At 64.9% G+C, this 23,955-nt stretch carries 24 protein-coding genes and 1 pseudogene; 16 read left to right on the forward strand and 9 right to left on the reverse strand.

From position 1 onward, the window contains the following. The first annotated feature begins 17 nt into the window (after positions 1–17). The 5 genes from ACFDR6_RS17180 to ACFDR6_RS17200 all read left to right on the forward strand — a co-directional run bounded on the left by ACFDR6_RS17180 (position 18) and on the right by ACFDR6_RS17200 (position 4,264). Positions 18–1,154, forward strand: coding sequence for an epoxide hydrolase family protein (locus ACFDR6_RS17180; RefSeq protein ID WP_375858935.1), 1,137 nt, complete (start codon positions 18–20; stop codon positions 1,152–1,154). A gap of 129 nt (positions 1,155–1,283) precedes the next feature. Beyond that, positions 1,284–2,894, forward strand: coding sequence for an acyl-CoA synthetase (locus tag ACFDR6_RS17185; protein WP_375858936.1), 1,611 nt, complete (start codon positions 1,284–1,286; stop codon positions 2,892–2,894). A gap of 8 nt (positions 2,895–2,902) precedes the next feature. Beyond that, complete coding sequence (locus ACFDR6_RS17190; protein WP_317242415.1) at positions 2,903–3,370, forward strand: MarR family transcriptional regulator; 468 nt, start codon at positions 2,903–2,905, stop codon at positions 3,368–3,370. Between the two features lie 79 nt (positions 3,371–3,449). Continuing rightward, positions 3,450–3,818, forward strand: a complete 369-nt coding sequence (locus ACFDR6_RS17195) for a nuclear transport factor 2 family protein (RefSeq protein WP_375858937.1) — start codon at positions 3,450–3,452, stop codon at positions 3,816–3,818. 2 nt (positions 3,819–3,820) lie between these two features. After that, positions 3,821–4,264, forward strand: coding sequence for a hypothetical protein (locus ACFDR6_RS17200; RefSeq protein WP_375858938.1), 444 nt, complete (start codon positions 3,821–3,823; stop codon positions 4,262–4,264). A gap of 1 nt (position 4,265) precedes the next feature. Here the strand turns inward: ACFDR6_RS17200 and ACFDR6_RS17205 are convergent, their stop codons facing one another. Continuing rightward, positions 4,266–6,497 (reverse strand): ATP-binding protein, encoded by a 2,232-nt coding sequence (locus tag ACFDR6_RS17205; RefSeq protein WP_375858939.1) that lies wholly within the window; start codon positions 6,495–6,497, stop codon positions 4,266–4,268. 260 nt (positions 6,498–6,757) lie between these two features. Here ACFDR6_RS17205 and ACFDR6_RS17210 point away from each other — a divergent pair, with 260 nt between their 5' ends. Further along, complete coding sequence (locus ACFDR6_RS17210; RefSeq protein WP_375858940.1) at positions 6,758–7,537, forward strand: DUF2189 domain-containing protein; 780 nt, start codon at positions 6,758–6,760, stop codon at positions 7,535–7,537. Between the two features lie 53 nt (positions 7,538–7,590). Here ACFDR6_RS17210 and ACFDR6_RS17215 read toward each other — a convergent pair whose 3' ends face one another. Both ACFDR6_RS17215 and ACFDR6_RS17220 read right to left on the reverse strand, forming a co-directional pair. Continuing rightward, on the reverse strand, positions 7,591–8,103 hold the full coding sequence (locus ACFDR6_RS17215; protein ID WP_212080470.1) for an SRPBCC family protein: 513 nt from the start codon (positions 8,101–8,103) through the stop codon (positions 7,591–7,593). Between the two features lie 28 nt (positions 8,104–8,131). Continuing rightward, entirely contained in the window at positions 8,132–8,446 is a 315-nt protein-coding gene (locus ACFDR6_RS17220) for an ArsR/SmtB family transcription factor (RefSeq protein WP_007614659.1), read from the reverse strand. 123 nt (positions 8,447–8,569) lie between these two features. Here ACFDR6_RS17220 and ACFDR6_RS17225 point away from each other — a divergent pair, with 123 nt between their 5' ends. Continuing rightward, positions 8,570–9,187 (forward strand): LysE family translocator, encoded by a 618-nt coding sequence (locus ACFDR6_RS17225; protein WP_212080471.1) that lies wholly within the window; start codon positions 8,570–8,572, stop codon positions 9,185–9,187. A gap of 3 nt (positions 9,188–9,190) precedes the next feature. On the opposite strand, the gene ACFDR6_RS17230 is transcribed toward ACFDR6_RS17225, so the two are convergent. Next, the gene (locus tag ACFDR6_RS17230; protein ID WP_375858941.1) at positions 9,191–9,994 is read right to left on the reverse strand and encodes an N-formylglutamate amidohydrolase; all 804 of its coding nucleotides are present in this window, start codon (positions 9,992–9,994) and stop codon (positions 9,191–9,193) included. A 75-nt stretch (positions 9,995–10,069) separates the two neighbouring features. On the opposite strand from ACFDR6_RS17230, the gene ACFDR6_RS17235 reads away from it, so the two are divergent. After that, positions 10,070–10,468: a gamma-glutamylcyclotransferase family protein gene (locus ACFDR6_RS17235; protein WP_375858942.1), complete on the forward strand. Its 399-nt coding sequence runs from the start codon at positions 10,070–10,072 to the stop codon at positions 10,466–10,468. On the opposite strand, the gene ACFDR6_RS17240 is transcribed toward ACFDR6_RS17235, so the two are convergent. After that, positions 10,465–11,028: a chlorite dismutase family protein gene (locus tag ACFDR6_RS17240; protein WP_375858943.1), complete on the reverse strand. Its 564-nt coding sequence runs from the start codon at positions 11,026–11,028 to the stop codon at positions 10,465–10,467. The genes ACFDR6_RS17235 and ACFDR6_RS17240 overlap by 4 nt on opposite strands. A gap of 161 nt (positions 11,029–11,189) precedes the next feature. Between ACFDR6_RS17240 and dnaG the strand changes: the two genes are divergently transcribed. From dnaG to ACFDR6_RS17255, 3 genes and pseudogenes are all read left to right on the forward strand, one after another. Continuing rightward, on the forward strand, positions 11,190–13,214 hold the full coding sequence (gene dnaG, locus ACFDR6_RS17245) for a DNA primase (RefSeq protein WP_375858944.1): 2,025 nt from the start codon (positions 11,190–11,192) through the stop codon (positions 13,212–13,214). Between the two features lie 375 nt (positions 13,215–13,589). Next, the gene (rpoD, locus tag ACFDR6_RS17250; RefSeq protein ID WP_375858945.1) at positions 13,590–15,746 is read left to right on the forward strand and encodes an RNA polymerase sigma factor RpoD; all 2,157 of its coding nucleotides are present in this window, start codon (positions 13,590–13,592) and stop codon (positions 15,744–15,746) included. Between the two features lie 140 nt (positions 15,747–15,886). Next, positions 15,887–16,275 (forward strand): annotated as a pseudogene (locus ACFDR6_RS17255) (DCC1-like thiol-disulfide oxidoreductase family protein). An 18-nt stretch (positions 16,276–16,293) separates the two neighbouring features. On the opposite strand, the gene ACFDR6_RS17260 reads toward ACFDR6_RS17255, so the two are convergent. The 3 genes from ACFDR6_RS17260 to ACFDR6_RS17270 form a co-directional block, all read right to left on the reverse strand. Further along, positions 16,294–16,530: a hypothetical protein gene (locus ACFDR6_RS17260; RefSeq protein ID WP_317242428.1), complete on the reverse strand. Its 237-nt coding sequence runs from the start codon at positions 16,528–16,530 to the stop codon at positions 16,294–16,296. 500 nt (positions 16,531–17,030) lie between these two features. Further along, positions 17,031–17,375: a hypothetical protein gene (locus tag ACFDR6_RS17265; protein WP_317242429.1), complete on the reverse strand. Its 345-nt coding sequence runs from the start codon at positions 17,373–17,375 to the stop codon at positions 17,031–17,033. Positions 17,376–17,575: 200 nt separating this feature from the next. Next, positions 17,576–18,103: a hypothetical protein gene (locus ACFDR6_RS17270; protein ID WP_375858946.1), complete on the reverse strand. Its 528-nt coding sequence runs from the start codon at positions 18,101–18,103 to the stop codon at positions 17,576–17,578. A gap of 171 nt (positions 18,104–18,274) precedes the next feature. On the opposite strand from ACFDR6_RS17270, the gene ACFDR6_RS17275 reads away from it, so the two are divergent. Continuing rightward, positions 18,275–19,081, forward strand: coding sequence for a lytic murein transglycosylase (locus ACFDR6_RS17275; protein ID WP_375858947.1), 807 nt, complete (start codon positions 18,275–18,277; stop codon positions 19,079–19,081). A gap of 145 nt (positions 19,082–19,226) precedes the next feature. Here the strand turns inward: ACFDR6_RS17275 and ACFDR6_RS17280 are convergent, their stop codons facing one another. Continuing rightward, the gene (locus ACFDR6_RS17280) at positions 19,227–20,057 is read right to left on the reverse strand and encodes an SDR family NAD(P)-dependent oxidoreductase (protein ID WP_375858948.1); all 831 of its coding nucleotides are present in this window, start codon (positions 20,055–20,057) and stop codon (positions 19,227–19,229) included. 122 nt (positions 20,058–20,179) lie between these two features. Here ACFDR6_RS17280 and ACFDR6_RS17285 point away from each other — a divergent pair, with 122 nt between their 5' ends. From ACFDR6_RS17285 to ACFDR6_RS17300, 4 genes are all read left to right on the forward strand, one after another. Next, the gene (locus ACFDR6_RS17285; RefSeq protein ID WP_317242433.1) at positions 20,180–20,554 is read left to right on the forward strand and encodes a response regulator; all 375 of its coding nucleotides are present in this window, start codon (positions 20,180–20,182) and stop codon (positions 20,552–20,554) included. A gap of 56 nt (positions 20,555–20,610) precedes the next feature. Continuing rightward, positions 20,611–21,222: a LysE family translocator gene (locus tag ACFDR6_RS17290; RefSeq protein ID WP_317242434.1), complete on the forward strand. Its 612-nt coding sequence runs from the start codon at positions 20,611–20,613 to the stop codon at positions 21,220–21,222. Between the two features lie 645 nt (positions 21,223–21,867). After that, on the forward strand, positions 21,868–23,091 hold the full coding sequence (locus ACFDR6_RS17295; RefSeq protein ID WP_375858949.1) for a GGDEF domain-containing protein: 1,224 nt from the start codon (positions 21,868–21,870) through the stop codon (positions 23,089–23,091). Positions 23,092–23,115: 24 nt separating this feature from the next. Further along, complete coding sequence (locus ACFDR6_RS17300) at positions 23,116–23,742, forward strand: peptidoglycan recognition protein family protein (protein ID WP_375858950.1); 627 nt, start codon at positions 23,116–23,118, stop codon at positions 23,740–23,742. Positions 23,743–23,955: the final 213 nt, after the last annotated feature.

Raw genomic sequence — 23,955 nt, forward strand, 5'->3', positions numbered from 1 at the left:
GGAAACTGGGAGGCACGATGACCGCGATCAAACCGTTCCGCATCGCCATCAGCGACGACATCCTCTCGGACCTCAAGTCGCGCCTCGCCCGCACCCGCTGGCCGGAAGCCGAGCTCGTCGATGATTGGAGCCAGGGCGCGCCGCTGAAATGGATCCGGGAGATCTGCACTTATTGGGCTGATGGCTACGATTGGCGGGCGCGCGAAGCCAAGCTCAATCGCTTCGAGCAGTTCACCACCGAGATCGACGGGCTCGACATCCACTTCATTCACGCCCGCTCGAAAGAGCCCTCCGCACTGCCGCTGATCATCACCCATGGCTGGCCCGGCTCGATCGTCGAATTCCAGAAGGTGATCGCGCCGCTGGTCGATCCCGCCGCGCATGGCGGCAATCAAGCGGATGCGTTTCACGTCGTTTGTCCCTCGCTGCCGGGCTTCGGTTTCTCCGCCAAGCCGAAGACTACCGGCTGGGGCATCGATCGCATCGCCGCGGCCTGGGCCAAGCTCATGGAGCGGCTCGGCTATATCAGCTACGGCGCGCAAGGCGGCGACTGGGGCTCTGCGGTGACGACCTCGCTCGGCGCGCAGGATGCGGCGCGCTGCGCCGGCATCCACATCACGCTCGCCTTCAATGCGGCACCAAAGGTCGAGGGCGAGCCGACGGCCGAAGAGAAGCGCGCGCTTGCCGGCCTCAAGCACTATGTCGATCTCGACTCCGGCTACTCCAAGCAGCAGTCGACGCGACCGCAGACGCTCGGCTATGGCCTGACGGATTCGCCGAGCGGGCAGGCGGCCTGGATCCTGGAAAAATTCTGGGCCTGGACCGATTGCGACGGCCACCCGGAGAACATCTTCAGCCGGGACGAACTGCTCGACAACGTCATGCTCTATTGGGCGACGGAGACGGCAACCTCCTCGGCGCGGCTCTACTGGGAGAGTTTTGGCAAGCGCCGCACCACGCCGGTCGTCAAGGTGCCGACGGGCGTCGCTGCCTTCCCCAAGGAGATCATCACGCCGGTGCGGCGCTGGATGGAGCCGAACTTCCACAACATCACGCATTGGAGCGAGATGGAGAAGGGGGGCCATTTCGCCGCGTTCGAGCAGCCGGAGCTGTTCGTGCGCGATGTCCGGAAATTCTTTGCGACGGTGAGGTAGCCACCACTTAGTCGTCATGCCCGGGCTTGTCCCGGGCATCCACGGCCTTAAACTGACGGACCAAGCAAGAAGAACGTGGATGGCCGGGACAAGCCCGGCCATGACGGAGTTGCTGGGAAACGCCAAGCCATGCTCACCGAAGCCAAGTCTTACGACGAACTCGCGCGCAACTTCCGCTGGGACATTCCCGCGCGCTTCAACATGGCGGAAGCGTGCTGCGATCGCCATGCCGACGGCACCGGCCGGCTCGCGCTGATCTATGTCGACGAGAACGGCGCGACCAGCCGCACCTCCTTCGACGACGTCGCCGGGATGTCGCGCCGCTTCGCCAATGTACTGAAGGCGGGCGGGCTTTCGCGCGGCGACCGTGTCGCGGTGTTTCTGTCGCAGTCGTTGGAGCTACCGATCGCGCATATGGCGGCGTTCCGCTCCGGGATGATCTCGATCCCGCTGTTCGCGCTGTTCGGCGAGGACGCGCTGGAATTCCGCCTGTCGAACTCCGAGGCCAAGGCCATCGTCACCGATGAAGGCGGCTGGGAGAAGCTCGCGAAGATCCGCGACCGCCTGCCTGATCTGAAGACCGTCTATGTCGTCGGCGAGCGGGCGCCGGCAGGCGCGACGTCGTTCTGGGATGCGGTGAAAGCCGCTTCGCCCGACTTCGCGCGGGTCGACACCTCCGCGGACGATCCGGCGCTCATCATCTACACCTCGGGCACCACAGGCAACCCGAAGGGCGCGCTGCACGCGCACCGCGTCGTTCTCGGCCATCTGCCGAACGTGGAGATGTGTCACAACTTCCTGCCGCGCCCCGGCGATCTCATGTGGACGCCGGCAGATTGGGCGTGGATCGGCGGCCTCGTCAACGGCCTGCTCGCGTTCTGGTATCACGGCATCCCGCTGGTCGGTCACCGCGCGCGCAAATTCGAGCCGCAGGTGGCGATGCAGATGATGGCCGATCTCGGAATCCGCAACGTCTTCCTGCCGCCGACGGCGCTGAAGCTGATGCGGCAGGCCGGCGTGAAGCATCCGGGCGTCAAGCTGCGCAGCATCTTCACCGGCGGCGAATCTCTCGGCGGCGAATTGCTGGGCTGGGTGCGCGAGACCTTCGGCATCGACGCGCACGAGGTGTTCGGCCAGACCGAGTGCAATCTCGTGATCGGCAGCAACTCCAACCTGTTTCCGATCCGCCCGGGTTCGATGGGCAAGGCGACGCCGGGCTTCGACGTTCGCATCGTCAACGACAAGGGCGAAGAATTGCCGCGCGGTCAGCGCGGCATCATCGGCGTGCGCCAGCCATGCCCCGTCACCATGCTCGAATATTGGCGCAATCCTGAGGCGACGGCGAAGAAATATGCCGGCGAATTCCTGCTCACCGGGGATCTCGGCGTGCAGGACGAGGACGGCTATTTCTGGTATGTCAGCCGCGAGGACGACGTCATCACCACCGCCGGTTATCGCGTCGGCCCGTCCGAGATCGAGCATACGCTGATGAAGCATCCCTCGGTGGCCATGGCCGCGGTGGTCGGCATCCCCGATCCGATCCGTACCGAATCGATCAAGGCCTGGATCGTGCTGCGCCCCGGCTTCACCGGCACCGACGCGCTCGCGCGCGAGATCCAGGAGTTCGTCAAGGTGCAGCTCGCCGCGCACGAGTATCCACGCTTTGTGGAGTTCGCCGAGACGCTGCCGATGACGGCGACCGGGAAGGTGCTGCGGCGCGAGCTGCGGGCGAAGGGTTAACTGCGACAATGGCAAAGACGCCTCAAGCCGCGGGGCTTCACCGCGCCTCGCTGACGAAGCTGCATGAGCTCGATGCGGCGCTCGAGCTCATGTATTACGGCTGGCGCGGCATGACGCTGGAGGCCGACGCATATCTTGCGAAGCAGGGCCTGTCGCGTCCGCACCACCGCATCCTCTACGTGGTGGCGAGGCGGCCCGATATCGCGATCGGCTCGCTGCTCGAGGTTCTCGGCATTTCCAAGCAGGCACTTAGCCGGCCGCTCAACCTGCTGCTGGAACGCAAGCTGCTGACTTCGAAGCGCTCGCCCGAGCAGCATCGCTCCAAGCTGCTGCGCTTGACGGAGGCCGGGCGTCGCATCGAGCAGCGGGCCTCGGATCACGAGCGCAAGGTCCTGCGCGAGGCGTTCGATCGCGCCGGCGCGTCGGGGGCGGCGGCATGGATGGCGGTCATGGGGGCGATCGCCGACCACAATTGACGAAACCTCAAGTCAACATGGTTGACATGAGCGGCTGGCTTTGCCACCTTCCTCGCCGCGAGCCAGGGAGGGTCGTGTCATGAGCGCACAGAAAATGAACCGCGCAGCCGCCGAACGTTTCGTCGCGGCATGGTGCGCGAGCTGGTGCAAGGTCGATATCGACGCGGTCGTGGCGCATTTTGCCGAGAATGCGCAAATGCGGAGCCCCTTGGCGCTGACGCTGACCGGTTCTCCCGTCATCACCGGCATCGAGAATATCCGCGACTATTGGCGCAAAGCCTATGGCCACATCGAAAGTGCCGACCTCAGAATTCTGAGCTGGAGCTGGGACGATGCGATCGCGCGGCTGACGGTGTGGTGGCAGCTCGGCGACACCCGCGCCAGCGAGTTCATGGATTTCGACGATGTCGGCCGCGTCGTCCGCAGCGAAGCCTTCTACGGAAAATGATGATGCGCCTTTCGGATATCGTTCTGCTGCTCAACACGCTCTGGTTCGTCGGCGCATTCGTCCAGTTCAGCATTGCCCAGCGCAACACGCTGAAGATATTGCTGCCGCGGGAAGAGCGCGGCAATCCGATCGCGCCGACCCTTGCGGCCAGCGTTGCGTTCCTCGGCGCGATGAATCTGCCCATCGGGCTCTTGTCGTTCTATCTTCTGGTCGCGCGTCCGACCTTCTTCCAGCCGGTCGAGGCGCAGCTCGCGCTGTTCCTGTTCTTTGCCGCCTGCCATTTCGGCCAGTTCGCCTACAATCTCCCGGTGCTGATGCGCGGAGGCCGGGTCGGAGTTGCGTACTGGCCGGTGCTGAAGGGTCCGATGCTCCGGATCTTCGTGATAGACGCAGGCCTGTTCGCGGCCAATTTCGCGGTGGCTCTCCGGCTCGCGATGGCGTCCTGATCTAGCGCGTTGGCTCCGAGAGGGCGGAGCGCAGCATCGCGGCAAGGTCCTTTCGCCGGAACGGCTTGGTCAGAATGCGGGCCTCGCCGACCCCGTCGGGCGTCTTGACGGGATCCTGGCTGTAACCGGAGGTGAAGAGCACCTTGAGCCCGGGCCGCAGCTCGGTCGCCTGCCTCGCCAGCTCCGGCCCGAACATGCCGCCGGGCATGACGACGTCGGTGAACAGCAGGTCGATGCCTTCGGTCTGGCGCAGCACGTCGAGCGCCGCGGGTCCGTTCGACCTCGTGATGACGCGGTAGCCGAGCGCCTTCAATTCACTCTCGACATAGGCGCAGACCATGTCGTCGTCCTCGACGACGAGAATGGTCTCGTGTCCGTCGGCTGCGGTGACCCGCTCCGGCGGCGGCGGCTCCTCGGTCGGCGCCGTCGCGAGGCGGGGAAAGAACAGCCTGACGACGCTGCCTTGGCCGAGTTCGGACTGCATCTGCACCAGCCCGCCGGATTGTTGGGCAAACCCGTAGACCATGCTGAGGCCGAGGCCTGTCCCCTTGCCGACCTCCTTGGTGGTGAAAAACGGCTCGAACGCGCGCCCCAAGACCTCGCTGCTCATGCCGCTGCCGGTGTCCGTGACGGCGACCATGACGTAGTCGCCCGGCCGCGGTTCGCCGTTGACGTCGAGGTCGGTTTCGCCGAGCGATGCGTTGCGCACTTCGACCATCAGCTTGCCGCCGTCAGGCATTGCATCGCGCGCGTTGAGCACGAGGTTGAGGACGGCGGTCGCCAATTGGCCGGGATCGACGCTGGCGAGCCATAGGTCCGGCGCGAACGTGAAGCTGGACTCGATATGCTCGCCTAGCGTCCGCCGCAGAAGCTGCTTCATGCCGGTCACCTGCTCGGCGATGTCGACCTCCCGCGGCCGCAGCGGCTGCTTGCGCGCGAAGGCGAGCAGGCTTCGCGTCAGGTCGGAGCCGCGCTCGGCGGCGGTCGCAATGTCGTTGGCGATCCGGTGCAGTTCCGTGTTGCCCGCGAGCCTGTCGGCGAGGTGCTCCGAATTGCCGAGAATGACGGTCAGGAGATTATTGAAGTCATGCGCCACGCCGCCGGTGAGTTGGCCCATGGCTTCCATCTTCTGGGACTGGCTGAGCTTTTGGCTGAGATCGGCGATGGCGGCGCGCTGTTGCTCGAGCGATTCGGCCGTGCTGTTGAGCAGCGTCATCAATCCGCCGAGCTCGCCGCCTGGATGGGGTTCTGGAATGCGTGCGCTGAGATCGCCGCGACCGAGCCTTTTTGCCATGGCTGCGAGTCGTCCGATCTGGCGTCCGACGCTTACGGTCGCGAGCATCAATAGGCCGGCCAGAAGCAGCAGCAAGGCCACCGCAAGAATTGCCATGTCCTCGTAGAGCCGGCGGTTTGCCGCCGCGACCAGTCCATCCTTGGATCGTCCGACCATGATGGTGAGGCCGGCCTTGCGGATCGAGGGCGAGCGGGCGACGCCCCAGATGTGCGTGCGGCCCGCGCTGTCAGTGATCTCCCGAAACGGCTCGCCATCGGGTGCTGCCGCGAAGCGGAACAGGTCGGAGCCCGCAATGGATCCGCCGACGGGCACGCTCCAGCCGCCGCCTTTGGGGGCGGCCAGGACCGTTCCCTTGGCGTCGACTAACAGGATGTCCTTCTCGGCGAGCAGCCGCTTGTCGTGGAATTCCGCGAATTTGTTCAGGTTGAAGGACGCGAGCAGCACGAATTTCAGCGCGCCCGCCTCCGATCGCACGGAATAGGCGATCTGCAGTACCGAGAGCCCGGTGAGACGGCCGAACACCGGCTCCACCGCGGCGACGCCTCGAAGATTCTTGACCTCTTTGAAATAGCCGCGGTCGTTCAGGTCGAGCGTGCGGTTGGTCCGCAGCGAGTCGCAGAACAGTCTGCCGTCGGGATCGATGGTCAGGATGCCCGTGAACTGCGGGTATTCTTCGCGCACTTCCGACAGAAACGCCGAGCACGCCGCCTTGTCGCGCGTGTCGAGGTCGCGGGCACGGGCGAGACCATAGTGAAGCTGGGTGGTGCCCTGAATCTTCTCGTCCAGATCGCTCGCGATGTCGTCGGCGGCTGCGGCCAGATTGGCCAGGGCGGCGTTGATCTCGCTGGACCTGTTCTGCACGAAGCGCAGCCCGACGAGGGTCGCCGGCACCAGCATGGCCGCGATGACGAGGATCAGTAACCGGGTACGCAGGCTCATCGATGGGTGGTCCGCTCTGGTCGTAGCGTGTGCTGGCCCGAAGGTACAATTTGCGGCACCGTCGTTGGCCCAGTCCATAGCAATCGGCTCGAAAACCAGACCAAGCAACAAAGATTTCGAGCCGCGAGCGTTGCGGTGGCCAAGAGGAGCCTGGCCGCTTTCCCGTCATCCGGCATCAAGTTGCGCCGGCGCGCCGCGGCGTTAAGATCGTGGTCGATCCGTGCGCGCCGAAAGATCGCGCCGATGTGTGGAGGAAGCTGATGTCCATCTCGGGCAAGATTGATCCGGTGGTGCGTCCCATCGCGGCGACCGACATCGCCGAGGCGCTGGTCGAAGGCCTGCGCGATTTCCAGGCGCTACCGCTTTACGGCCTCTGCTTCGGCGCGCTCTACGCCGCCGGCGGCATCGGCATCATGCTGTGCCTCACCGCCTACGGCATGATCTATCTGGTCTATCCCCTGGCGGCCGGCTTCGCGCTGATCGGACCGTTCGTGGCGATCGGCCTCTATGAGGTCAGCCGCCGCCGCGAGCGGGGCGAGCCGGTGTCCTTCGGCGCGATCTGGTCCGCCGTGCGCTCGCGCAGCGAGATCGGCTGGATGGCGTTCGTCACGCTGTTCGTATTCGTGGTCTGGATGTACCAGGTGCGGCTTCTGATCGCGCTACTGCTCGGCCTCAACGCCTCCTTCTCCAGCCTTCAGGAATTCATGACCGTGGTTCTGACCACGAATGAAGGCCTGCTGTTCCTCGGCATCGGCAATGCGGTCGGTGCCGTGCTGTCGCTGCTCCTGTTCTCGCTGACCGTGGTGTCGTTTCCGCTGCTGCTCGATCGCGACGTCGATTTCGTCACGGCGATGGTGACGAGCGTGCGCGCGGTGGTGACGAGCCCGCTGCCGATGATCTCGTGGGCCGCCGTGATCGTGATGCTGCTGGTCGTCTCGGCGCTGCCGTATTTTCTGGGGCTGATCGTGACGCTGCCGGTGCTCGGGCATGCGACGTGGCATTTGTATCGGCGGCTGGTGGTGCCGCTGCCGCAACTCTGACGTGGTGCGGACGAAGGCCGGACGAATACGTGTGATGCATAGATTTGCAGCGCCTAAGGTATCTTGATCCCCATCGCCTTCAGCGCTTCCAGTAGCTTCACTGGAGGCGACATCGCGATCTGCGGCGCCTTGCCGGTCTCCAGCAGACTTTTCAGCCCCGACAGGATCGCGGGCCAGCCGGTGCGGCCGCCGGACAGGATGTCTTCGCTGAGCGGGCGATCATGGCGCTGGCTCAGGGTGACGCGGACGGCTTCGCCGGCCGGCTCGATCTCATAGGTGACGACGGTGATGCCAAGTTTCTCGACGAGGCCGGGCCAGTTCACGTTCCACGTCACCGTCAGTTTCCTGGGTGGATCGTATTCGAACACCTCGCCGGAGATGTGCTCCGAACCGTCTGGCGCGCGCACGATGAAGGTGCCGCCGAGCTTCGGCTCCATCTCCACCGCGAAGCCGGAAAAGTACTCGCGGCTGAACTCGGCCGAGGTCAGTGCCTCCCATACCTTATCCGGCGTAGAGACGATGTAGATGGTGTAGACGGTGAGCGGCTTGAATTGGTCGAGGTTCATCGTGCATCAAATCCTTCGTTGAGCGGACTCACTCATCGCGCTTCTCCAACTGACGTTTCAACTCGCCGAGCGCTGCCAGCTTGCCGCGCTCGAATTTCTTGATCCATCGTTCGCCGATCTGATGGATCGGCACGGGGTTGAGATAGTGCAGTTTCTCGCGGCCATGCCTGATCGTGGTGACGAGATTGGCCTCCTCCAGAATCGCAAGGTGCTTGGTCACGGCCTGACGCGTCATCGCAAGGCCCTCGCAGAGCTCGTTCAGCGTCTGGCCGTTCCTGGCGTGAAGCCGGTCCAGCAGCGACCGGCGTGATGCGTCGGCGAGCGCTTTGAAGACCTCATCCATGGCAGTGACATTATGCAACCATATGGTTGCATGTCAAGTGTCGCTTGGCGGGCAGCAACGCGCGGCTTCCGTTCCCGCCGCGGCCATGCATTAATGCGCGCAAACCGCAGCGGGTCCCCCATCATGTCCATGCAAGCCTATCTCGCCTTCGTCGCCGCCTGCATCGCGCTGGCGCTGCTGCCGGGGCCGATCGTCACCCTCGTCATCGCCAACGGCCTGCGTCACGGCACGCGCGCCGCGCTGACCAACGTTGCCGGTGCGCAGGCCGGGCTTGCCATCGTCATCGGCATCGTCGCGGTCGGCCTGACCTCGCTGATGTCCACCATGGGCTACTGGTTCGACTGGGTGCGCTTTGCCGGCGCCGCCTATTTGATCTGGCTCGGCATCAAGCTGATCTGGACGCCGGTCGAGGGCGTCGATGTCGACGCGCCGCCACCGCCGCCGCGCGGCGGCTTCTTCCTGCAAGGGTTCCTGGTGCTGCTGTCGAACCCGAAAGTGCTTGTGTTCTTTGGCGCCTTCATCCCGCAGTTCATGGACATGAACCAGCCGCACTTTCCGCAAGTCGCGCTGCTGGGCGCGACCTTCATGATCACCGCCGTGGTGACTGATGCGCTCTATGCCATTGCCGCAGGCCGTGCGCGAAAATTCTTCTCGGCGCGCCGCACTCGGATGATGTCGCGCATCTCCGGCGGCTTCATGATCGGCGGCGGCATCTGGCTGGCGCTGACGCGGGCGAAATGACGCCTAGGCCAGTTGCACCGGCTTCAACTCCGCCGCGATCTCGCTGAGGATCCTCGCCAGCCGTTCGGCCCATTGCTGCTGGCCGGACTGGTCGGCGATGAGATCCTGCCGAATCTCGATGCCGGTGTTGACGAGGCCGCGCGCCTCGCCGTGCACGGGAATCGTGTAGTCGGTGAGGTCGTTCACCGCATAGGGCTCGTTGTCGCCGACGACGAGATCGCCTTCCGCGCGAAGATGTCTCAACAGCAGCTGCGGCAGCACGGTGTCGCGGTTGTACAGCGCGCCGATGTGCCAGGGCCGCGTGACGCCGGCATAGACGGGCGTGAAGCTGTGCAGCGACACCAGCACCGTCGGCTGCTGCCGGTGCAGGCGGCGGCTGATCGCGGCATCGATGCGATCATGATAGGGCTCGAAAATTTCGCGACGCCGCGCCTCGCGTTGCCATTCCGAAATCCCTTCGTTGCCCGGGATCGCGGTGGCCTCGGAGACGACCGGGATCGAACTCGCCGCTTCGGGCGGGCGGTTGCAGTCGATCACGAGCCGCGAATAGCGCTGCGCGATCAGATGCGCATCGAGCAGTTGGGCCAGCCGCTCGGCGACGCCGGCGATGCCGATGTCCCAGCCGATGTGCCGCGTCAGCTCGGCCTCGGTGACGCCGAGGCCGCCGAGCGCGCGCGGCAGCGTCCGCCCGTAATGATCCGCGGTGAGCAGAAAGGGCGATGTCGCTTGCGCATTCACCTCATGCACGGGCGGAATGTCGCCCTCGCCGAGCAGTTGATCGGTCGCCTCGGCCGTGTGCTGGTCCATCCTGATTGCCTATGAAACGATTACGTGTCTAAACGGAGTATCGATATTGCACCGACGTCGCAACGTTAGAACAGCATGACCTCCGATCGCCTCTTCGTCTACGGCACCTTGATGCGCGGCTTCGACCATCCGATGGCGCGGCTGCTGGCGGGGCATGCGGATTTCCTGGGCGAAGCGACCTGCCGCGGCCGGCTCGTTCTGGTGAAGCATTATCCGGGATTGCTGCTGTCGGAAGCGGCCTGCGACATCGTCCATGGCGAACTCTTTCGGATGCACGTGCCGGGCGAGCTGCTGGGCGAGCTCGACATGTACGAGGCCTGCGGCGAAGGCTTTCCGGAGCCGACCGAATATCTGCGCCGGCTGGTCGACGTGACGCGCGCCGACGGCGCCGTCGAGAAGGCCTGGACTTATGTCTACAACTGGCCCGCCACCGGCCTGCCGATCATCGAGTCCGGGCGCTTTCTGGAGCACTAGGCCGACAGCACCTCCTTCACCACGCGCACGTCCACTTCGTGCTCGACGTAATTCCACTCCTCGGTCCGCCTGAGCATCGCGACCAGCTCCTCGAACAGCGAGGCATCCGCGGGGGCGAATTCGAACCAGGTCAGGAAGTCGAAGGGGCCGCCGAGGTCGCGGCAATGGTAGAGCTGGCGCGCGATGGCGGGCAGGTAGCGCATGCTGCTCGCGATGTGGTGCGATCTGTCCTCGAAGATCTTGGGGCGCTCTTCCTGCGTCAGGTCCCACCAGGCCTGCGACTTGCGGATCGGGATCAGCGCCGCGGAGGTCGCCTCGATCCGGCCGAGCCCCGCCTGCACGGCCACGAGCTGCTGCTTCTCGGGCCTTTCGGTGTAGCGCAAGCTGCTGGCCACGCCGACCAGCCGCCACGCATTGCGCGAGGGCACAAGCGGCAACGAGACCGCCTCGCTGTCGGTCACCGACAGCGCCGGTACGAAGGGCAGGGGCTCGCCCATCACTGCTGCAACCGAGGTCACCCGCCAGCCCCCGCTCTGGCCGCCGCGAAACGTCCTGAACATGGCCCATGGAAGCGTGGAACCGGGCGCGGTTCAAGCTTTCCGTCGAAACTTTCACCTGTGAATAGCCGGGAGAAGCCACACATGCTTCGTATTTCCCGGGGCCGTCCCTATATGCCTATCCGGTTGGCCATAACGTCCGACTCAGCCCAGAAATCAGCATAATGCGCTTCACGCCCCAATTCCTCGACGAGCTTCGTGCCCGGCTTTCGGTCTCCGAAGTCGTGGGCAAGCGCGTGAAGTTGAAGAAGGCGGGGCGGGAGTGGAAGGGGCTGTCGCCGTTCCAGCAGGAAAAGACGCCGTCCTTCTACGTCAACGACCAGAAGGGATTTTACCACGACTTCTCCTCCGGCAAGCACGGCGACATCATCAGCTTCGTGATGGAGACCGACGGCCTGCCGTTCGCCGAGGCCGTCGAGCGGCTGGCGAGCATGGCCGGTCTGGCGCTGCCGGCGGTGACGCCGGATGCGGCGCGGCAGGAGCGGCGGCGCCGCACGCTGCACGACGTCATGGATCTTGCCGCGACCTATTTCGCGGAGACGCTGGCCTCGCGCGTCGGGGCGAAAGCGCGTGGCTATCTCGCCGACCGCGCCATCTCGCCGGCGACGCAATTGCAGTTCCGGCTCGGCTATGCCTCGCCCGATCGCTTCGCGCTGAAGGAGCATCTCGGCAAGCTCGGCGTTCCCGTCGAGGACATGGTCGAGACCGGGCTCTTGGTGGCCGGTGACGACATTCCCGTGCCTTACGACCGCTTCCGCGACCGCGTGATGTTTCCGATCACGGATCTGCGCGGCCGCGTCATCGCCTTTGGCGGGCGGGCGCTGGAGAAGGACGTTCCGGCCAAATATCTGAACTCGCCGGAGACGCCGCTCTTCCACAAGGGGGACAATCTCTACAACCACCAGACCGCGCGCAAAGCCACCCATGACGGCAGCGTGCTGGTCGTGGTCGAGGGCTATGTCGACGTCATCGCGATGGTGACCGCGGGCTTTGCCGGCAGCGTCGCGCCGCTCGGCACCGCGCTCACCGAAAGCCAGCTCGCACTGCTCTGGAAGATGGCGGACGAGCCGATCCTCTGCTTCGACGGCGACCGCGCCGGCCAGAAGGCCGCGTATCGTGCTGCCGATCTCGCGCTGCCCTTCCTCGCACCCGGCAAGAGCCTGCGCTTTGCGCTGTTGCCGGAGGGACAGGACCCCGACGATCTCGTCCGCTCCGGGGGGCGCGGCGCGATGGAGGAGGTGATCGGAGCTGCCCGTCCGCTCGCCGACATGATCTGGTCGCGTGAGCTCGAAGGCGGCAATTTCGCCACCCCCGAACGCCGCGCCGCGCTGGAAGCGCGCATCAGGGAGCTGACCAACGGCATCCGTGACGAGGTGGTGCGGCGCTATTACCGCGACGAATTCGTCGAGCGGCTGCAGCGCGCCTTTGCCCCGGAAGGCGGGCGCGGCGGCTTCGGCGGCCGGGGCAATTTCCGCCAGGGTGGCGGCGGCCGCCAATTCCAGCCCAGAGGCGGGGGAGGCGCGAATCGATTCGGTGGTCAGGGCTTCGGTGGCCAGGGATACGGAGGGCGCCGCGGTCCGTCTGGCCCTACCCCGCTACCTTCTGGCCCCTATCAGGCGGCGAGCCCCCAACTGGCGGCCAGCCCGATCATGAAGGGCCAGCGCAGCGCCATCTCCCGCCGGGAGGCCCTGATTCTGCAAAGCCTGATCAACCACCCCTGGCTGCTGCACGACCATCTCGAGGAGGTCGCGGCCCTGGAGCTCGCCCACCCCGAGGCTCACAAGCTCAGGGCCGGCATCATCGCCGCCTTCGCCAACGATCATCACCATTCCCCGGACCCCGGCGAGCTCGCCGAGAAGATGCGCAGCGATCTCGAGAAGGGCGGATTTTCACAAGTCCTTCAACGGGTTGAGGCCTGTATCACGACCGCGGCGGTGTGGGGTGCCCGCGAAGGCGCGGCCAGGGACGACGTTCTCTCCACCTGGCACCAGCTCGTTGCCTTGCATCGGCAATACCATTCACTACTTAGAGAGCTGAAGGACGCCGAGCTGGCCTTGGGGGAAGACCCCAGCGAGGCCAATTTGGCGTGGCTGCGTGACGTCAAGGCGCGTCTGGCCGAGGTCGACGGCACCGAAGCCCTGATCGAGGGTTTTGGCGAGCTGTCGGGCCGGCTCCAGAAGAGCATGTGATGAAAGAATCATGCGGACGGCCGGGGCCGGAACCGCTAAAAGACTCGCCAAATCGTGGGTTTGGCGACAAAAACAGGGTTAATCGAGGCTTAACGGTCTTGTAGCACTTTGGCCCAGAGGCGGCCGCAGGCAGAACAGACGCGTCAGGATGAATCCGCGCAATCGCTGTTGGCACTACACCTGCAACCGCTGCGACAAAGAAGCTGACGAAGCGTTAGGCAATTCCGGCGAGAGAGAGTTGGGGGTGGCGAGAGACATGCGCGCCGCCCTTTCCGTGTCGAGAGCTGCCGAAGCGAGAGCGTCGGGCAACAGGTTCATGTGAATTCACGCGGACGCGGCGCAGCGTCTCGCATGAAGCGCGTTTAGGAGCAATGGATGGCCACCAAGGCAAAGACGCTGCAGGCGAAGGACAAGGAAAAGGACGACAAGGCAGCGGATGCGCCGGAGAAGGACTCCCAGGACGCGCCCTCGCCGTTGCTCGACCTGTCCGACGCCGCCGTGAAGAAGATGATCAAGCAGGCCAAGAAGCGCGGCTTCGTGACCTTCGATCAGCTCAACGAAGTCTTGCCGTCCGACCAGACCTCGCCCGAACAGATCGAGGACATCATGTCGATGCTCTCCGACATGGGCATCAACGTCACCGAAGCCGACGACAGCGAAGGCGAGGAAGAGAAGGACGAGGGCGGCGAGGACGAGACCGACAACGAGCTCGTCGAAGTCACCCAGAAGGCCGTCACCGAGGTCAAGAAGAGCGAGCCGGGCGAGCGCACCGACGATCCCGTTCGCATGTATCTGCGCGAGATGGGCACGGTCGAGCTGCTCTCCCGCGAAGGCGAAATCGCGATCGCCAAGCGCATCGAGGCCGGCCGCGAGGCGATGATCGCAGGCCTGTGCGAAAGCCCGCTGACCTTCCAGGCCATCATCATCTGGCGCGACGAGCTCAACGAAGGCAAGATCTTCCTCCGCGACATCATCGATCTCGAAGCCACCTATGCCGGTCCCGACGCCAAGGCCGGCATGAACAATGCGATGATATCAGGTCCCGCCGGCGAGAACGGCGAAGCGCCCGCCGAGGGTGGTCCGGCCGTTGCGGCAGTCGGCGCCCCCGCGCATGTCGCCCCGCCCGCCGCGCCGCCGTCGCCGACCCCGTTCCGCGCCGCGCCTGCCGCCGGCAATGTCGGTGAAGGCGCGAAGGATCCGGGCGAATCCGCCGCCGAAGCCGACATGGACGAGGACGACGAGTTCGAGAACCAGATGTCGCTGGCGGCGATCGAGGCCGAGCTCAAGCCGAAGGTCGTCGAGATCTTCGACAAGATCGCCGAGAGCTACAAGAAGCTGCGCAAGCTGCAGGAGCAGGACATCCAGAACCAGCTCGATAGCAGCACGCATGGTCCCTCGCTCTCGCCGCCGCAGGAGCGCAAGTACCGCAAGCTGAAGGACGAGATCATCGTCGAGGTGAAGTCGCTGCGCCTCAACCAGGCGCGTATCGACAGCCTCGTCGAGCAGCTCTACGACATCAACAAGCGCCTCGTCTCGCACGAGGGCCGCCTGATGCGCCTCGCCGACAGCCACGGTGTCGCGCGCGAGGATTTTCTGCGCAACTACACGGGTTCTGAACTGGACCCGCGCTGGCTCAACCGCGTCTCAAAACTCTCGGCCAAGGGCTGGAAGAACTTCGTCCATCACGAGAAGGATCGCATCAAGGACCTGCGCCACGAGGTGCATCAGCTCGCCGCCCTGACCGGCCTCGAGATCGTCGAGTTCCGCAAGATCGTGCACTCCGTGCAGAAAGGCGAGCGCGAAGCGCGCCAGGCCAAGAAGGAGATGGTGGAAGCCAACCTCCGTCTCGTGATCTCGATCGCCAAGAAGTACACCAATCGCGGCCTGCAGTTCCTCGACCTGATCCAGGAAGGCAACATCGGCCTGATGAAGGCGGTCGACAAGTTCGAGTACCGCCGCGGCTACAAGTTCTCGACCTACGCCACGTGGTGGATCCGGCAGGCGATCACGCGCTCGATCGCCGACCAGGCCCGCACCATCCGCATCCCCGTGCACATGATCGAGACGATCAACAAGATCGTGCGCACGAGCCGCCAGATGCTCAACGAGATCGGCCGCGAGCCGACCCCGGAAGAGCTCGCCGAGAAGCTCGGCATGCCCCTGGAGAAGGTCCGCAAGGTCCTCAAGATTGCGAAAGAGCCGCTTTCGCTGGAGACGCCCGTCGGTGACGAAGAGGATTCACATCTCGGCGATTTCATCGAGGACAAGAACGCGATCCTCCCGATCGACGCCGCGATCCAGTCCAATTTGCGCGAGACCACCACGCGCGTCTTGGCCTCGCTCACCCCGCGCGAAGAACGCGTGCTCCGCATGCGCTTCGGCATCGGCATGAACACGGATCATACGCTGGAGGAAGTGGGCCAGCAGTTCAGCGTGACGCGCGAGCGTATTCGCCAGATCGAGGCGAAGGCGCTGCGGAAGCTGAAGCATCCGTCGCGGTCGAGGAAGCTGCGGAGCTTCTTGGATAATTAATTCGGATCCTCATGCCCAGGTTTGACTGGGCGTCCATTCAAACGAAAACGGCGGGCGGAAAGCCCGCCGTTTTTTATGTTGGTACGGGAATTTCGTCGAGGCGGTAGTAAACCGCAAGCGTCGTTTAAGTGTAGCGTACAATCGTGTCAGATCATTTGCGATCTCGCCTCACTGTCTGGCGCAACATCCGCTGCGCCGTCTACGACCGGCATCGATTGGCGGCGCAATAAGCTGTTGGAGCTCGTGCGTGCGGGTAAGGTCGACTTCAGAGGTTTCAACGAGTAGCCCGATGCGCTCATGCATTTCGGCGATTCGCTCGACGACATCAGGCGCCGCCTGCATGCCACCGACGAGGCTGGTCGGCTCATCGTCGGCGCGGATGTCGCGATTGCGCTGTGGAAGTTGACGCCGGGGGAGGGGGCTTGCTGCGCTGTTCGGCAATCGCGTGGCGCTGCCGTTCACGCGGTTTGTCTACGACCGCTTTGCCGATCTGCTGTTTGCCTGGAATAAGAGGAGCGGGCGCTGGTGAGCGCCTGCTCATGTCGTCTTACTTCTTCTTCGCGCCGACCCTTTCGAGCCGCTTGATCTCCAGCGCCGGGCGGCCGCTCTTTTCGGCGATCTCGCGGTCCTGCTCCATGATGAAGCCGCGCGCGGGTTCGTCGCCGTCGAGGCCGCCGAGCAGCTCTGAGGGCACGCGGCGGTTGGAGCGTTGGGAATCGTCTTCATAGAAGACGTTGAAGAAGGCGAATTCGCCTTTGGGATTGGTCCCGGGTTTTTTGGCCATGGCGGCTTGTCGTCGATCAGGGCGCCGCAGTCAAATGACTTTGCGCGTTGCGCATGCCAGGAGCCGCGGTTTTCACCGAGCAATCGATCGAAAAAGCACGTTGGGGGATGGAAGCGCCCTGGCGCTTCGGGTCCGATGCGGGCCCCTCAATAAACGGCGGGCCGCAAAGCCCGCCGTTTATTTTGGTCTTCAGTGTCACCCGGGGCTGGCGGGGCGACAACCTAGAATAGAATGCTATAACCTGCGCTCTGCGATGGCAAGGCAAATCATGGTGGCGCCGATGTCGCAGCGTGCGCGCCTGATATGCATTGGTTGCGATGTGCGATGTGGAACCGCATCGACGCAGATGTTTGGATTCTCGAACCACTTTGTTCATCCGCGCGGCCCGGCGATGCAGCGCATGGCGCACGCTGTGCTGGAAGGTGCGCGAGCCTGCAAATATTCCCGGCCGCGTGCAGATACTGTGATCGAATGTGCGCCAAATGTGTTCCGCGCGTATCTCAATGCGAGCGCGTGCGCTGCACCACCTCCTGTGCGGCGAGCCGCGCTCCGTGTCCGCCGCCTTTGCCGCTGTCCTCCTTGCGTCCCTGCGCCATGATCGCGCTGCCCATCGCGGCCGAGCCGAACGTGATGAGGAAGGAGGCGAGCAGCAGAGCCAGCGCGATGCCGGGCGAGCGATCGGCGAAGATCAGATCGCGCAGATGTCCGGGGTTGAGCCAGAGCAGTCCGCCGACGAGTAGCGTCGCGGCGCAGGCGCCGATCGCGAGGTTGATGGCAAGCAAGCGGAATAGCGGGATGCGGAGGAGAGTGAGGCGCGGAGTTCGAGTGGGCTGATGGTTGGGCATGCTGGTTGCTTCATGCTGGCTTGGAGCGCTATCGCCGCGCAAGTATCAATATCATAGCGCGATCTCTCTCCCGTCGTCATTCCGGGGCGCGCGAAGCGCGAACCCGGAATCCATCAGGCGGCAGAAATTGTGGCAAAATGGATTCCGGGCTCGCGACCTCGTCGCGCCCCGGAATGACGAGGAGAGAGTGTCGCCCCATCTCACGCCGCCGGCGCGGCCCGGCCGCTCGCCTCGCTCTTCTGCGCCGCCTGTTGATGCTCCATCATGGTCTGCCACAGCGTCGCGATGCTCGCTTGCGTCTGCGGCGCGATCAGGCAGTGGCCTTCATGATCGAAGCCGCAGAACCGCACCGATGGGTCCTTCTTCACCTCGATCAGCGCCTGGTTGATCATCTCCAGGCAGGTGATGACGCCATTGATGTCGGGCAGGCGGGTGTGATGCAGGATGTCCATCAGGCGGAACGTCATCACCGCGGGTTTGCCGAAGCTGATGCCGGGACGGCCGAGCTCGAGCAGCACGTTGACCGCCGGAAGCACGCCCCTGATGTGCTCGAGCACGCCGGCGACGTCCTCCACGCTGCAGGCAACGAGATGGGACGCCTGCGGCGGGATCGTCACGGGCGCGCGCGGCGCAAGGCCCAGCGAGCTGATGACCTCCTGCTCGATCCATTGCCGCACCGCTGCGGGCGCATTGCGGATCTGCTCGGTGGTCAGTGTAATTCCGGTCATGGACGCTTCTCCCCGACTGCTCTCCTGGTCGCCGCAATCTAGGCAGCGGGCCGCGAGACAGTTTGATGCGGATCAAGCGTTGCGCGTCGAGCTTTGCGCTTTGACGCTCGCTTCGTTCCCGGGCATGATCCGCGCACTGCTTCGCGCAAGGTTTTTGGGGGATTGCTCCGCATGCTGAGACTGCTTCTGGCCGCCGCGTTCGTCATGGGTCTGACCGGCGGGGCGGCGCAGGCCGCGCGCTGCGGCGGCGACTTCAACAGCTTCGTCGCCAGCATGGCCCAGGAAGCACAAGCGGCCGGCGTCTCGGCGAGCGTGACCAACGCGGCGCTCTCCGGCGTCACGCCCGATGGCGCGGTGCTTGCCTTCGACCGGCGCCAGCGCCACACGTTCAACAAGACGTTCGAGCAATATGTCTCGACCCGCGTCGGCCCGGGCCGCATCAATGGCGGCCGCGCAATGCTCCAGCGCCACGCTGCGCTGCTCTCGCGCGTCGAGCAGAAGTTCGGCGTGCCCCGCCACATCCTGGTCGCGATCTGGGGCCTGGAGAGCGATTTCGGCAAGGGCGACATCGGCAAGATGCCGGTGGTCCGCACGCTGGCGACCCTGGCGCATGATTGCCGCCGCACCGACCTGTTCCAGGGCGAGCTGCTGGCCGCGCTCAAGATCGTGCAGCGCGGCGACCTGCCGCTGCGCGACCTCGTCGGCGCCTTTGCCGGCGAGATCGGCCAGACCCAGTTCCTGCCGTCGTCCTACATCAAATACGGCGTCGATTTCGACGGCGACGGCCATGTCGATCTCCGCCACAGCATCCCCGACGTGCTCGCCTCCACCGCGAACCTGCTCCACACCAGCGGCTTCAAGATGGGCCAGCCCTACGGCGAAGGCACGCCGAACTTCGAGGCCATGCGCGAGTGGAACAGGGCGGTGGTCTACAGGAAGACGATCGGCTATTTCGCGGACCGGCTGGCAGGGCAGTAGGGGCGGGCACTGAATTCGTAGGGTGGGCAAAGGCGCCTTTGCGCCGTGCCCACCATCTCTCTCGATCGCGAAGACGCGTGAGCACGCTTTCGCTTTGCGCACGCAACGATAGCGGTGTGTGAGGTCGCGCTGTCGCGCCCCTGACTCACTTCCCCTTCGCCATGCGCTCCAGCTTCCGTTGCAGCGGCGCCCAGTACGTCCCCGGGCGGAAGCGCTGCAAGAGGTCCATGAAGCGGGCGTCGTTGCCGATCAGGATGCGCGGCTCGTTCTTCTCGATGCCCTTGATGATGCGCAGCGCGGCATCTTTCGGCGTCGTCTTCGCCGCGTTCTCGAACCGCTCGATCGACTGTGCGCGGCGGGCATTGTCGGTGACGCCGACGCCGGTGCGGGAGTTGCGCGCGATCGCGGTGGCGACGCCGCCGGGATGCACGACCGACAGTCTGACGGGGCTGCCCGCCACCGCAAGTTCATGCCGCACGCTCTCGGAAAAGCCGCGCACCGCGAATTTCGCCGCCGCATAGGCCGCTTGGCCCGGCGGCGCGATGATGCCGAAGATCGAGGAGAGGTTGACGATATGCGCTTCAGGCCTCGTCTTCAGATGCGGCAGGAAGGCGCGTGTGCCGTGCACCACGCCCCAGAAATTGATGTCGAACAGCCAGTCCATCTGCGCCTGGTCGACCTCCTCGAACGAGCCCATCAGCGCCACGCCGGCATTGTTGACGACGATGCCGAGCGCGGGATGCGCCGTGATCGCCTCGCTCGCGAACTGCATGACGTCGTCGGCCTCGCCGACATCGACGCGGTGCAGGCTGACCTTGCACGTTGCGCCGATCTCCGCAGCGAGGCTCTTCAGCCCCGCCTCGTCGCGATCGGCCAGCGCGAGATCGCAGCCGCGCTGCGCAAGCGCGATGGCCAGCGCGCGGCCGATGCCGCTGGCGGCTCCCGTGATGGCGGCGGCGCCGCGAATCGCAGTCATGATGTTCCCCCGTCAAGCCCTCGGTCGTGGAACTATGATTTACATTTTTTCAGAATGGAACCGAACCGAGAGCGAATTGGCCCCTTAACCTACGTTACGCAAGCAAGCATTGGGAGACGCTGATGGGACAGGCACAGCCATTTCGTGCGACGGCGCTGATCGTCGAGGACGACGTCATGCAGCGGGAGATGCTGTGCCTGCTGCTGGAGGAGAGCGGCTACCAGGTCATCCAGTGCGAAAGCGCCGAGGCCGCCGAGCGCGTGCTCGACAAGAGCGCCGGCGCGCTCTGCCTGATGCTGACCGACGTCCAGCTTGCCGGCCGCATGAACGGGGTCGAGCTCGCCCATGTCGCCAAGGACCGCAATCCCAGACTCGACATCGTCGTCACCTCCGGCCGCCCCCTGATGCAGGCCTTGCCCGCAGGCGCCAAGTTCTGGGCCAAACCCTGGGCGCCGCTCGACGTCCTACGCGAGGCCGAGATCGCGCAGCTGTCTTGAGGGGCGCCGGGCCGGCCCGTCTTTCTCATCGCGAGGCGGCCTGATAAAGTCCGCCCATGACCTGGTCCTTCCTGCTCACCTCGCTGATCGTCGTCGCCTCGCCCGGCACCGGCGTGCTCTACACGCTGGCCGCGGCGCTCACCCGGGGCTCACGCGCCAGCATTGCCGCGGCCTTCGGCTGCACGCTCGGGATCGTGCCGCACATGTGTGCTGCGATGCTGGGCCTTGCCGCCGTGCTCCATACCAGCGCGCTCGCCTTCGCCGCGTTGAAATGGTGCGGTGTCGCCTATCTGCTCTACATGTCCTGGCAGGCGCTGCGCGAGAGCGGAGCGCTGGCGGTCGACGGTGACATCAGGGAGCGTTCAAGCGGCCGCGTCATCGTCACCGGCTTCCTCATCAACATCCTCAATCCAAAACTGTCGATCTTCTTTCTCGCCTTCCTGCCGCAGTTCATCGCCGCGGACGAGGCCCATGTGCTGGCGCGCATGCTTGAATTGAGCGGCGCCTTCATGGCGATGACGTTTGCGGTGTTCGCCGTCTACGGCCTCTGCGCCGCCTCCGTGCGCGAGCGCGTCATCTCCCGTCCCGGCGTCATGACGTGGCTGCGCCGCAGTTTTGCGGCGGGCTTTGCCGCGCTCGGCGCCAAGCTGGCTTTCGCGGAGAGGTAGCTTTCGTTCTTACCTTTCCCCACAAGAGTGGGGCGGGGGAGTGAAAGAGCAGCGTAAGCCAACAAGCCAATAAAAAAGCGGGCCTTGTGCCCGCCGTCTTCAAACTCGTTCGATCCTTACCCGACGCCCGGGCGGAGCAAGGCTCCACCCGGGCAAAGAAAAAGAAGCCTCGTTACTTCTTCTTCGCCTTCTTGGCCTTCTTCGCCTTCTTCTTCGCCGCCTTCTTCGCTTTCTTAGCCATAGGATCCTCTTAAGGGTTAATGGTGGAACGCGACACGAGGGATGCTCGGCGGAGGGCCAGCCTCGCAACATCCTCGATGACGAACTCAGCAGATTCGCAGGTCTCTGCCCCGCGCTGTCACATCGATGTCATCGCGTTATCCACAGCTCAGATGCATTTTCGGGTGATTTTGGTGCGCGAATCCGCATCGAGGCTTCGGCGATGCCGTCGCCGGCGACAAGCTTAACGATCCGCCAACGACCCGCGCCCTTCATGAATCCAAAACCAAGGCGGAACTTTCGAGGGTCGCAGTGAGACTCCATTAAGCGCGTCGCGCGCATGCTCGCCCGCAAGAACACGGGAGCGGGTATGTACGGACGTTTACCAAGCGAAGAGGGCGGGACCATGCGCGTCCCGCAGTCGCCATGCTGAGCGTGTCGACACTCTGGACGGTATTCGTCGCCAACTTCCTCGCGCTTGGCCTGATCTGGGCCTACGTGGCGCGTTCGTATCCGAAATTCGCGGCGGCGCGGTTCTGGACGGGATCGGCCTTCGTCGGCGCCGCCGGCGCGATGGCCGCGCTGCTTCGCCTGTTCATCGCCTCGCCCATACCGACCGTCGTCGGCGCGGCCGGTATCATCGCGGCCTGCTGCTTGGCGGCGATGGGCATCCAGCGCTTCTACGACCGGCCGGTGTCATGGCGCCTCATGTCCGCGACCACGATGCTGAGCATTGCCGCCATCGTGGTCTTCCTGCTCGGCTTCGATCAGGTCCAGTTGCGCATGGTGAGCTACACGCTCGGCCAAGCGGTGCCGCTGGTGCTGGCGTTACCCTTGTTGCTGTCGCGGCCCGAGGGCCGCGTCAGTCCGGGGGCTCGGCTGTCCGCCATCGTCATCCTCACCATCATAGGGATGTTCGTGGTGCGCACCGCGGGCCATTTGATCGGCTACGATTTCTCGGCGCAGAGCGGTGGTCAGGTCCACGGCTTGCTGGTGCTGGTTCTGCTGTTTCTGTCGATGACGCTCAATTTCGGCTTCCTGCTGATGGCGATGGACCGCCTGCGCGGCGAGGTTGCCGATCTCGCGCTGCTCGACGATCTCACCGGCGTCGCCAACCGGCGGCATCTGCTGCAGCGCCTGACCGAGGAATGCGCCCGCTCCGCGCGCAACGGCTCGCCGTTCTCGCTGCTGGTGATCGACCTCGACGGCTTCAAGACCATCAACGACACCCACGGCCATGCCGCCGGCGATGCCTGCCTGCAGCACTTTACCCTGATGGCGCAGACGCGCCTTCGGCCCGGCGACATGCTCGCCCGCACCGGCGGCGACGAGTTCTGCGTCGTGCTGCCGTCCTCGTCCTTGCGCGAGGCCGCCGCGATCGCCCGCCGCGTGCTCGAGGTTTGCCGCCAGGATGCCGAGGCCTGCACCGGCGACGAGATCCCGATCGCGATCTCGATCGGCGTCGCGCAATGGGATCGCGGCATCGGCGCATTCCCGGATCGCTTGATGGCCAACGCCGACCATGCGCTCTACGCGGCCAAGAAGAACGGCAAGAACGACTTTGCCGTCTACGATCCGCCGCCGCCGCTCTCGCCCGAGCCGGTCGGTCCTCACGAGGGCGCGCACAAAATTCGCCTGGAGCCGTGCTAGACCAGCATCCGTGATTGGATCCGGATGATGATGTCTCGCCTGCTCGTAGCCGTTCTCGCCGCCCTGTCTCTGATTGTCCCCGCCAGTGCCGAGGATGCCGAGCTGACAAAACTCGCGCGCGCCTCCGGCACGCCCGACATTCCTGGTCTAAAGATCGTCTGGTTGGCGCCGTGGGGCGACGTCCGCGACGCAAACCCCTGGCGCAACATCATCGTGCATCAGACCGAGGGACCTGCGGGCTCGGCGCGCGGCGGGGCGCAGGCGCAGGCGAAGGCCCCGACGCGGCGCGGCGTCACGGTGTGGGTCGAGACCGACGGCACGGTCTATTGGGCGGTCGCCGAAAACCTGGTGCCGACCCATGGCGACGGCGCCAACCGCAACGACAATAAATACATCGACAATCGTGCGACCTACCGGCAGGTGCTGCGCGACAACTCGATCGGCGTCGAATTCGCCGGCAATTATCCGGACGTGGCGACCGGTCCGACCGAAGCGCAGGTCGCGGCGTGGAAGATCCTCGTGAAGGTGTTGCGCGCCCGCTACGGCATCCCGCTCGATCGCGTCTACGCGCACAACTGGATCGACTACAAGGACGCGCGCTATTGCGAAGGTTGCTGGCTCGCGACCCTGGCGCGGGTGTGGGGGGAGTAGAGCTGCCTGTCATTCCGGGGTGCGCTTAGCGTGAGCTGAGAGGCACGCCTGCGGCGCCGACTGCAGCCACAACCATAGCTGTCATCGCCCGGTTCAACCGGGCGATCCAGTATTCCAGAGGCTGGCGTTGAAGATCTCGCCGCTACGACACTGCGGTGTACTGGATGCCCCGGTCAGGCATGACACCGAGAGCTGGCTGCGCTGTGCCTCACT

It is taken from the genome of Bradyrhizobium tunisiense, from assembly GCF_042263385.1.
Lineage (GTDB): Bacteria > Pseudomonadota > Alphaproteobacteria > Rhizobiales > Xanthobacteraceae > Bradyrhizobium > Bradyrhizobium tunisiense.

What these genes read in the sequence shown, in the direction of transcription:
- ACFDR6_RS17200 (WP_375858938.1), top strand. Translation starts at nt 3,821, where the DNA reads ATGCGCCTTTCGGATATCGTTCTGCTGCTCAACACGCTCTGGTTCGTC.
- ACFDR6_RS17225 (WP_212080471.1), top strand. Translation starts at nt 8,570, where the DNA reads ATGTCCATGCAAGCCTATCTCGCCTTCGTCGCCGCCTGCATCGCGCTG.
- ACFDR6_RS17195 (WP_375858937.1), top strand. Translation starts at nt 3,450, where the DNA reads ATGAGCGCACAGAAAATGAACCGCGCAGCCGCCGAACGTTTCGTCGCG.
- ACFDR6_RS17260 (WP_317242428.1), bottom strand. Translation starts at nt 16,530, where the DNA reads ATGGCCAAAAAACCCGGGACCAATCCCAAAGGCGAATTCGCCTTCTTC.
- ACFDR6_RS17230 (WP_375858941.1), bottom strand. Translation starts at nt 9,994, where the DNA reads ATGGACCAGCACACGGCCGAGGCGACCGATCAACTGCTCGGCGAGGGC.
- ACFDR6_RS17205 (WP_375858939.1), bottom strand. Translation starts at nt 6,497, where the DNA reads ATGAGCCTGCGTACCCGGTTACTGATCCTCGTCATCGCGGCCATGCTG.
- ACFDR6_RS17220 (WP_007614659.1), bottom strand. Translation starts at nt 8,446, where the DNA reads ATGGATGAGGTCTTCAAAGCGCTCGCCGACGCATCACGCCGGTCGCTG.
- ACFDR6_RS17285 (WP_317242433.1), top strand. Translation starts at nt 20,180, where the DNA reads ATGGGACAGGCACAGCCATTTCGTGCGACGGCGCTGATCGTCGAGGAC.
- ACFDR6_RS17185 (WP_375858936.1), top strand. Translation starts at nt 1,284, where the DNA reads ATGCTCACCGAAGCCAAGTCTTACGACGAACTCGCGCGCAACTTCCGC.
- rpoD (WP_375858945.1), top strand. Translation starts at nt 13,590, where the DNA reads ATGGCCACCAAGGCAAAGACGCTGCAGGCGAAGGACAAGGAAAAGGAC.
- ACFDR6_RS17210 (WP_375858940.1), top strand. Translation starts at nt 6,758, where the DNA reads ATGTCCATCTCGGGCAAGATTGATCCGGTGGTGCGTCCCATCGCGGCG.
- ACFDR6_RS17300 (WP_375858950.1), top strand. Translation starts at nt 23,116, where the DNA reads ATGATGATGTCTCGCCTGCTCGTAGCCGTTCTCGCCGCCCTGTCTCTG.
- ACFDR6_RS17290 (WP_317242434.1), top strand. Translation starts at nt 20,611, where the DNA reads ATGACCTGGTCCTTCCTGCTCACCTCGCTGATCGTCGTCGCCTCGCCC.
- dnaG (WP_375858944.1), top strand. Translation starts at nt 11,190, where the DNA reads ATGCGCTTCACGCCCCAATTCCTCGACGAGCTTCGTGCCCGGCTTTCG.
- ACFDR6_RS17180 (WP_375858935.1), top strand. Translation starts at nt 18, where the DNA reads ATGACCGCGATCAAACCGTTCCGCATCGCCATCAGCGACGACATCCTC.
- ACFDR6_RS17275 (WP_375858947.1), top strand. Translation starts at nt 18,275, where the DNA reads ATGCTGAGACTGCTTCTGGCCGCCGCGTTCGTCATGGGTCTGACCGGC.
- ACFDR6_RS17235 (WP_375858942.1), top strand. Translation starts at nt 10,070, where the DNA reads ATGACCTCCGATCGCCTCTTCGTCTACGGCACCTTGATGCGCGGCTTC.
- ACFDR6_RS17270 (WP_375858946.1), bottom strand. Translation starts at nt 18,103, where the DNA reads ATGACCGGAATTACACTGACCACCGAGCAGATCCGCAATGCGCCCGCA.
- ACFDR6_RS17265 (WP_317242429.1), bottom strand. Translation starts at nt 17,375, where the DNA reads ATGCCCAACCATCAGCCCACTCGAACTCCGCGCCTCACTCTCCTCCGC.
- ACFDR6_RS17215 (WP_212080470.1), bottom strand. Translation starts at nt 8,103, where the DNA reads ATGAACCTCGACCAATTCAAGCCGCTCACCGTCTACACCATCTACATC.
- ACFDR6_RS17190 (WP_317242415.1), top strand. Translation starts at nt 2,903, where the DNA reads ATGGCAAAGACGCCTCAAGCCGCGGGGCTTCACCGCGCCTCGCTGACG.
- ACFDR6_RS17240 (WP_375858943.1), bottom strand. Translation starts at nt 11,028, where the DNA reads ATGTTCAGGACGTTTCGCGGCGGCCAGAGCGGGGGCTGGCGGGTGACC.
- ACFDR6_RS17280 (WP_375858948.1), bottom strand. Translation starts at nt 20,057, where the DNA reads ATGACTGCGATTCGCGGCGCCGCCGCCATCACGGGAGCCGCCAGCGGC.
- ACFDR6_RS17295 (WP_375858949.1), top strand. Translation starts at nt 21,868, where the DNA reads ATGCTGAGCGTGTCGACACTCTGGACGGTATTCGTCGCCAACTTCCTC.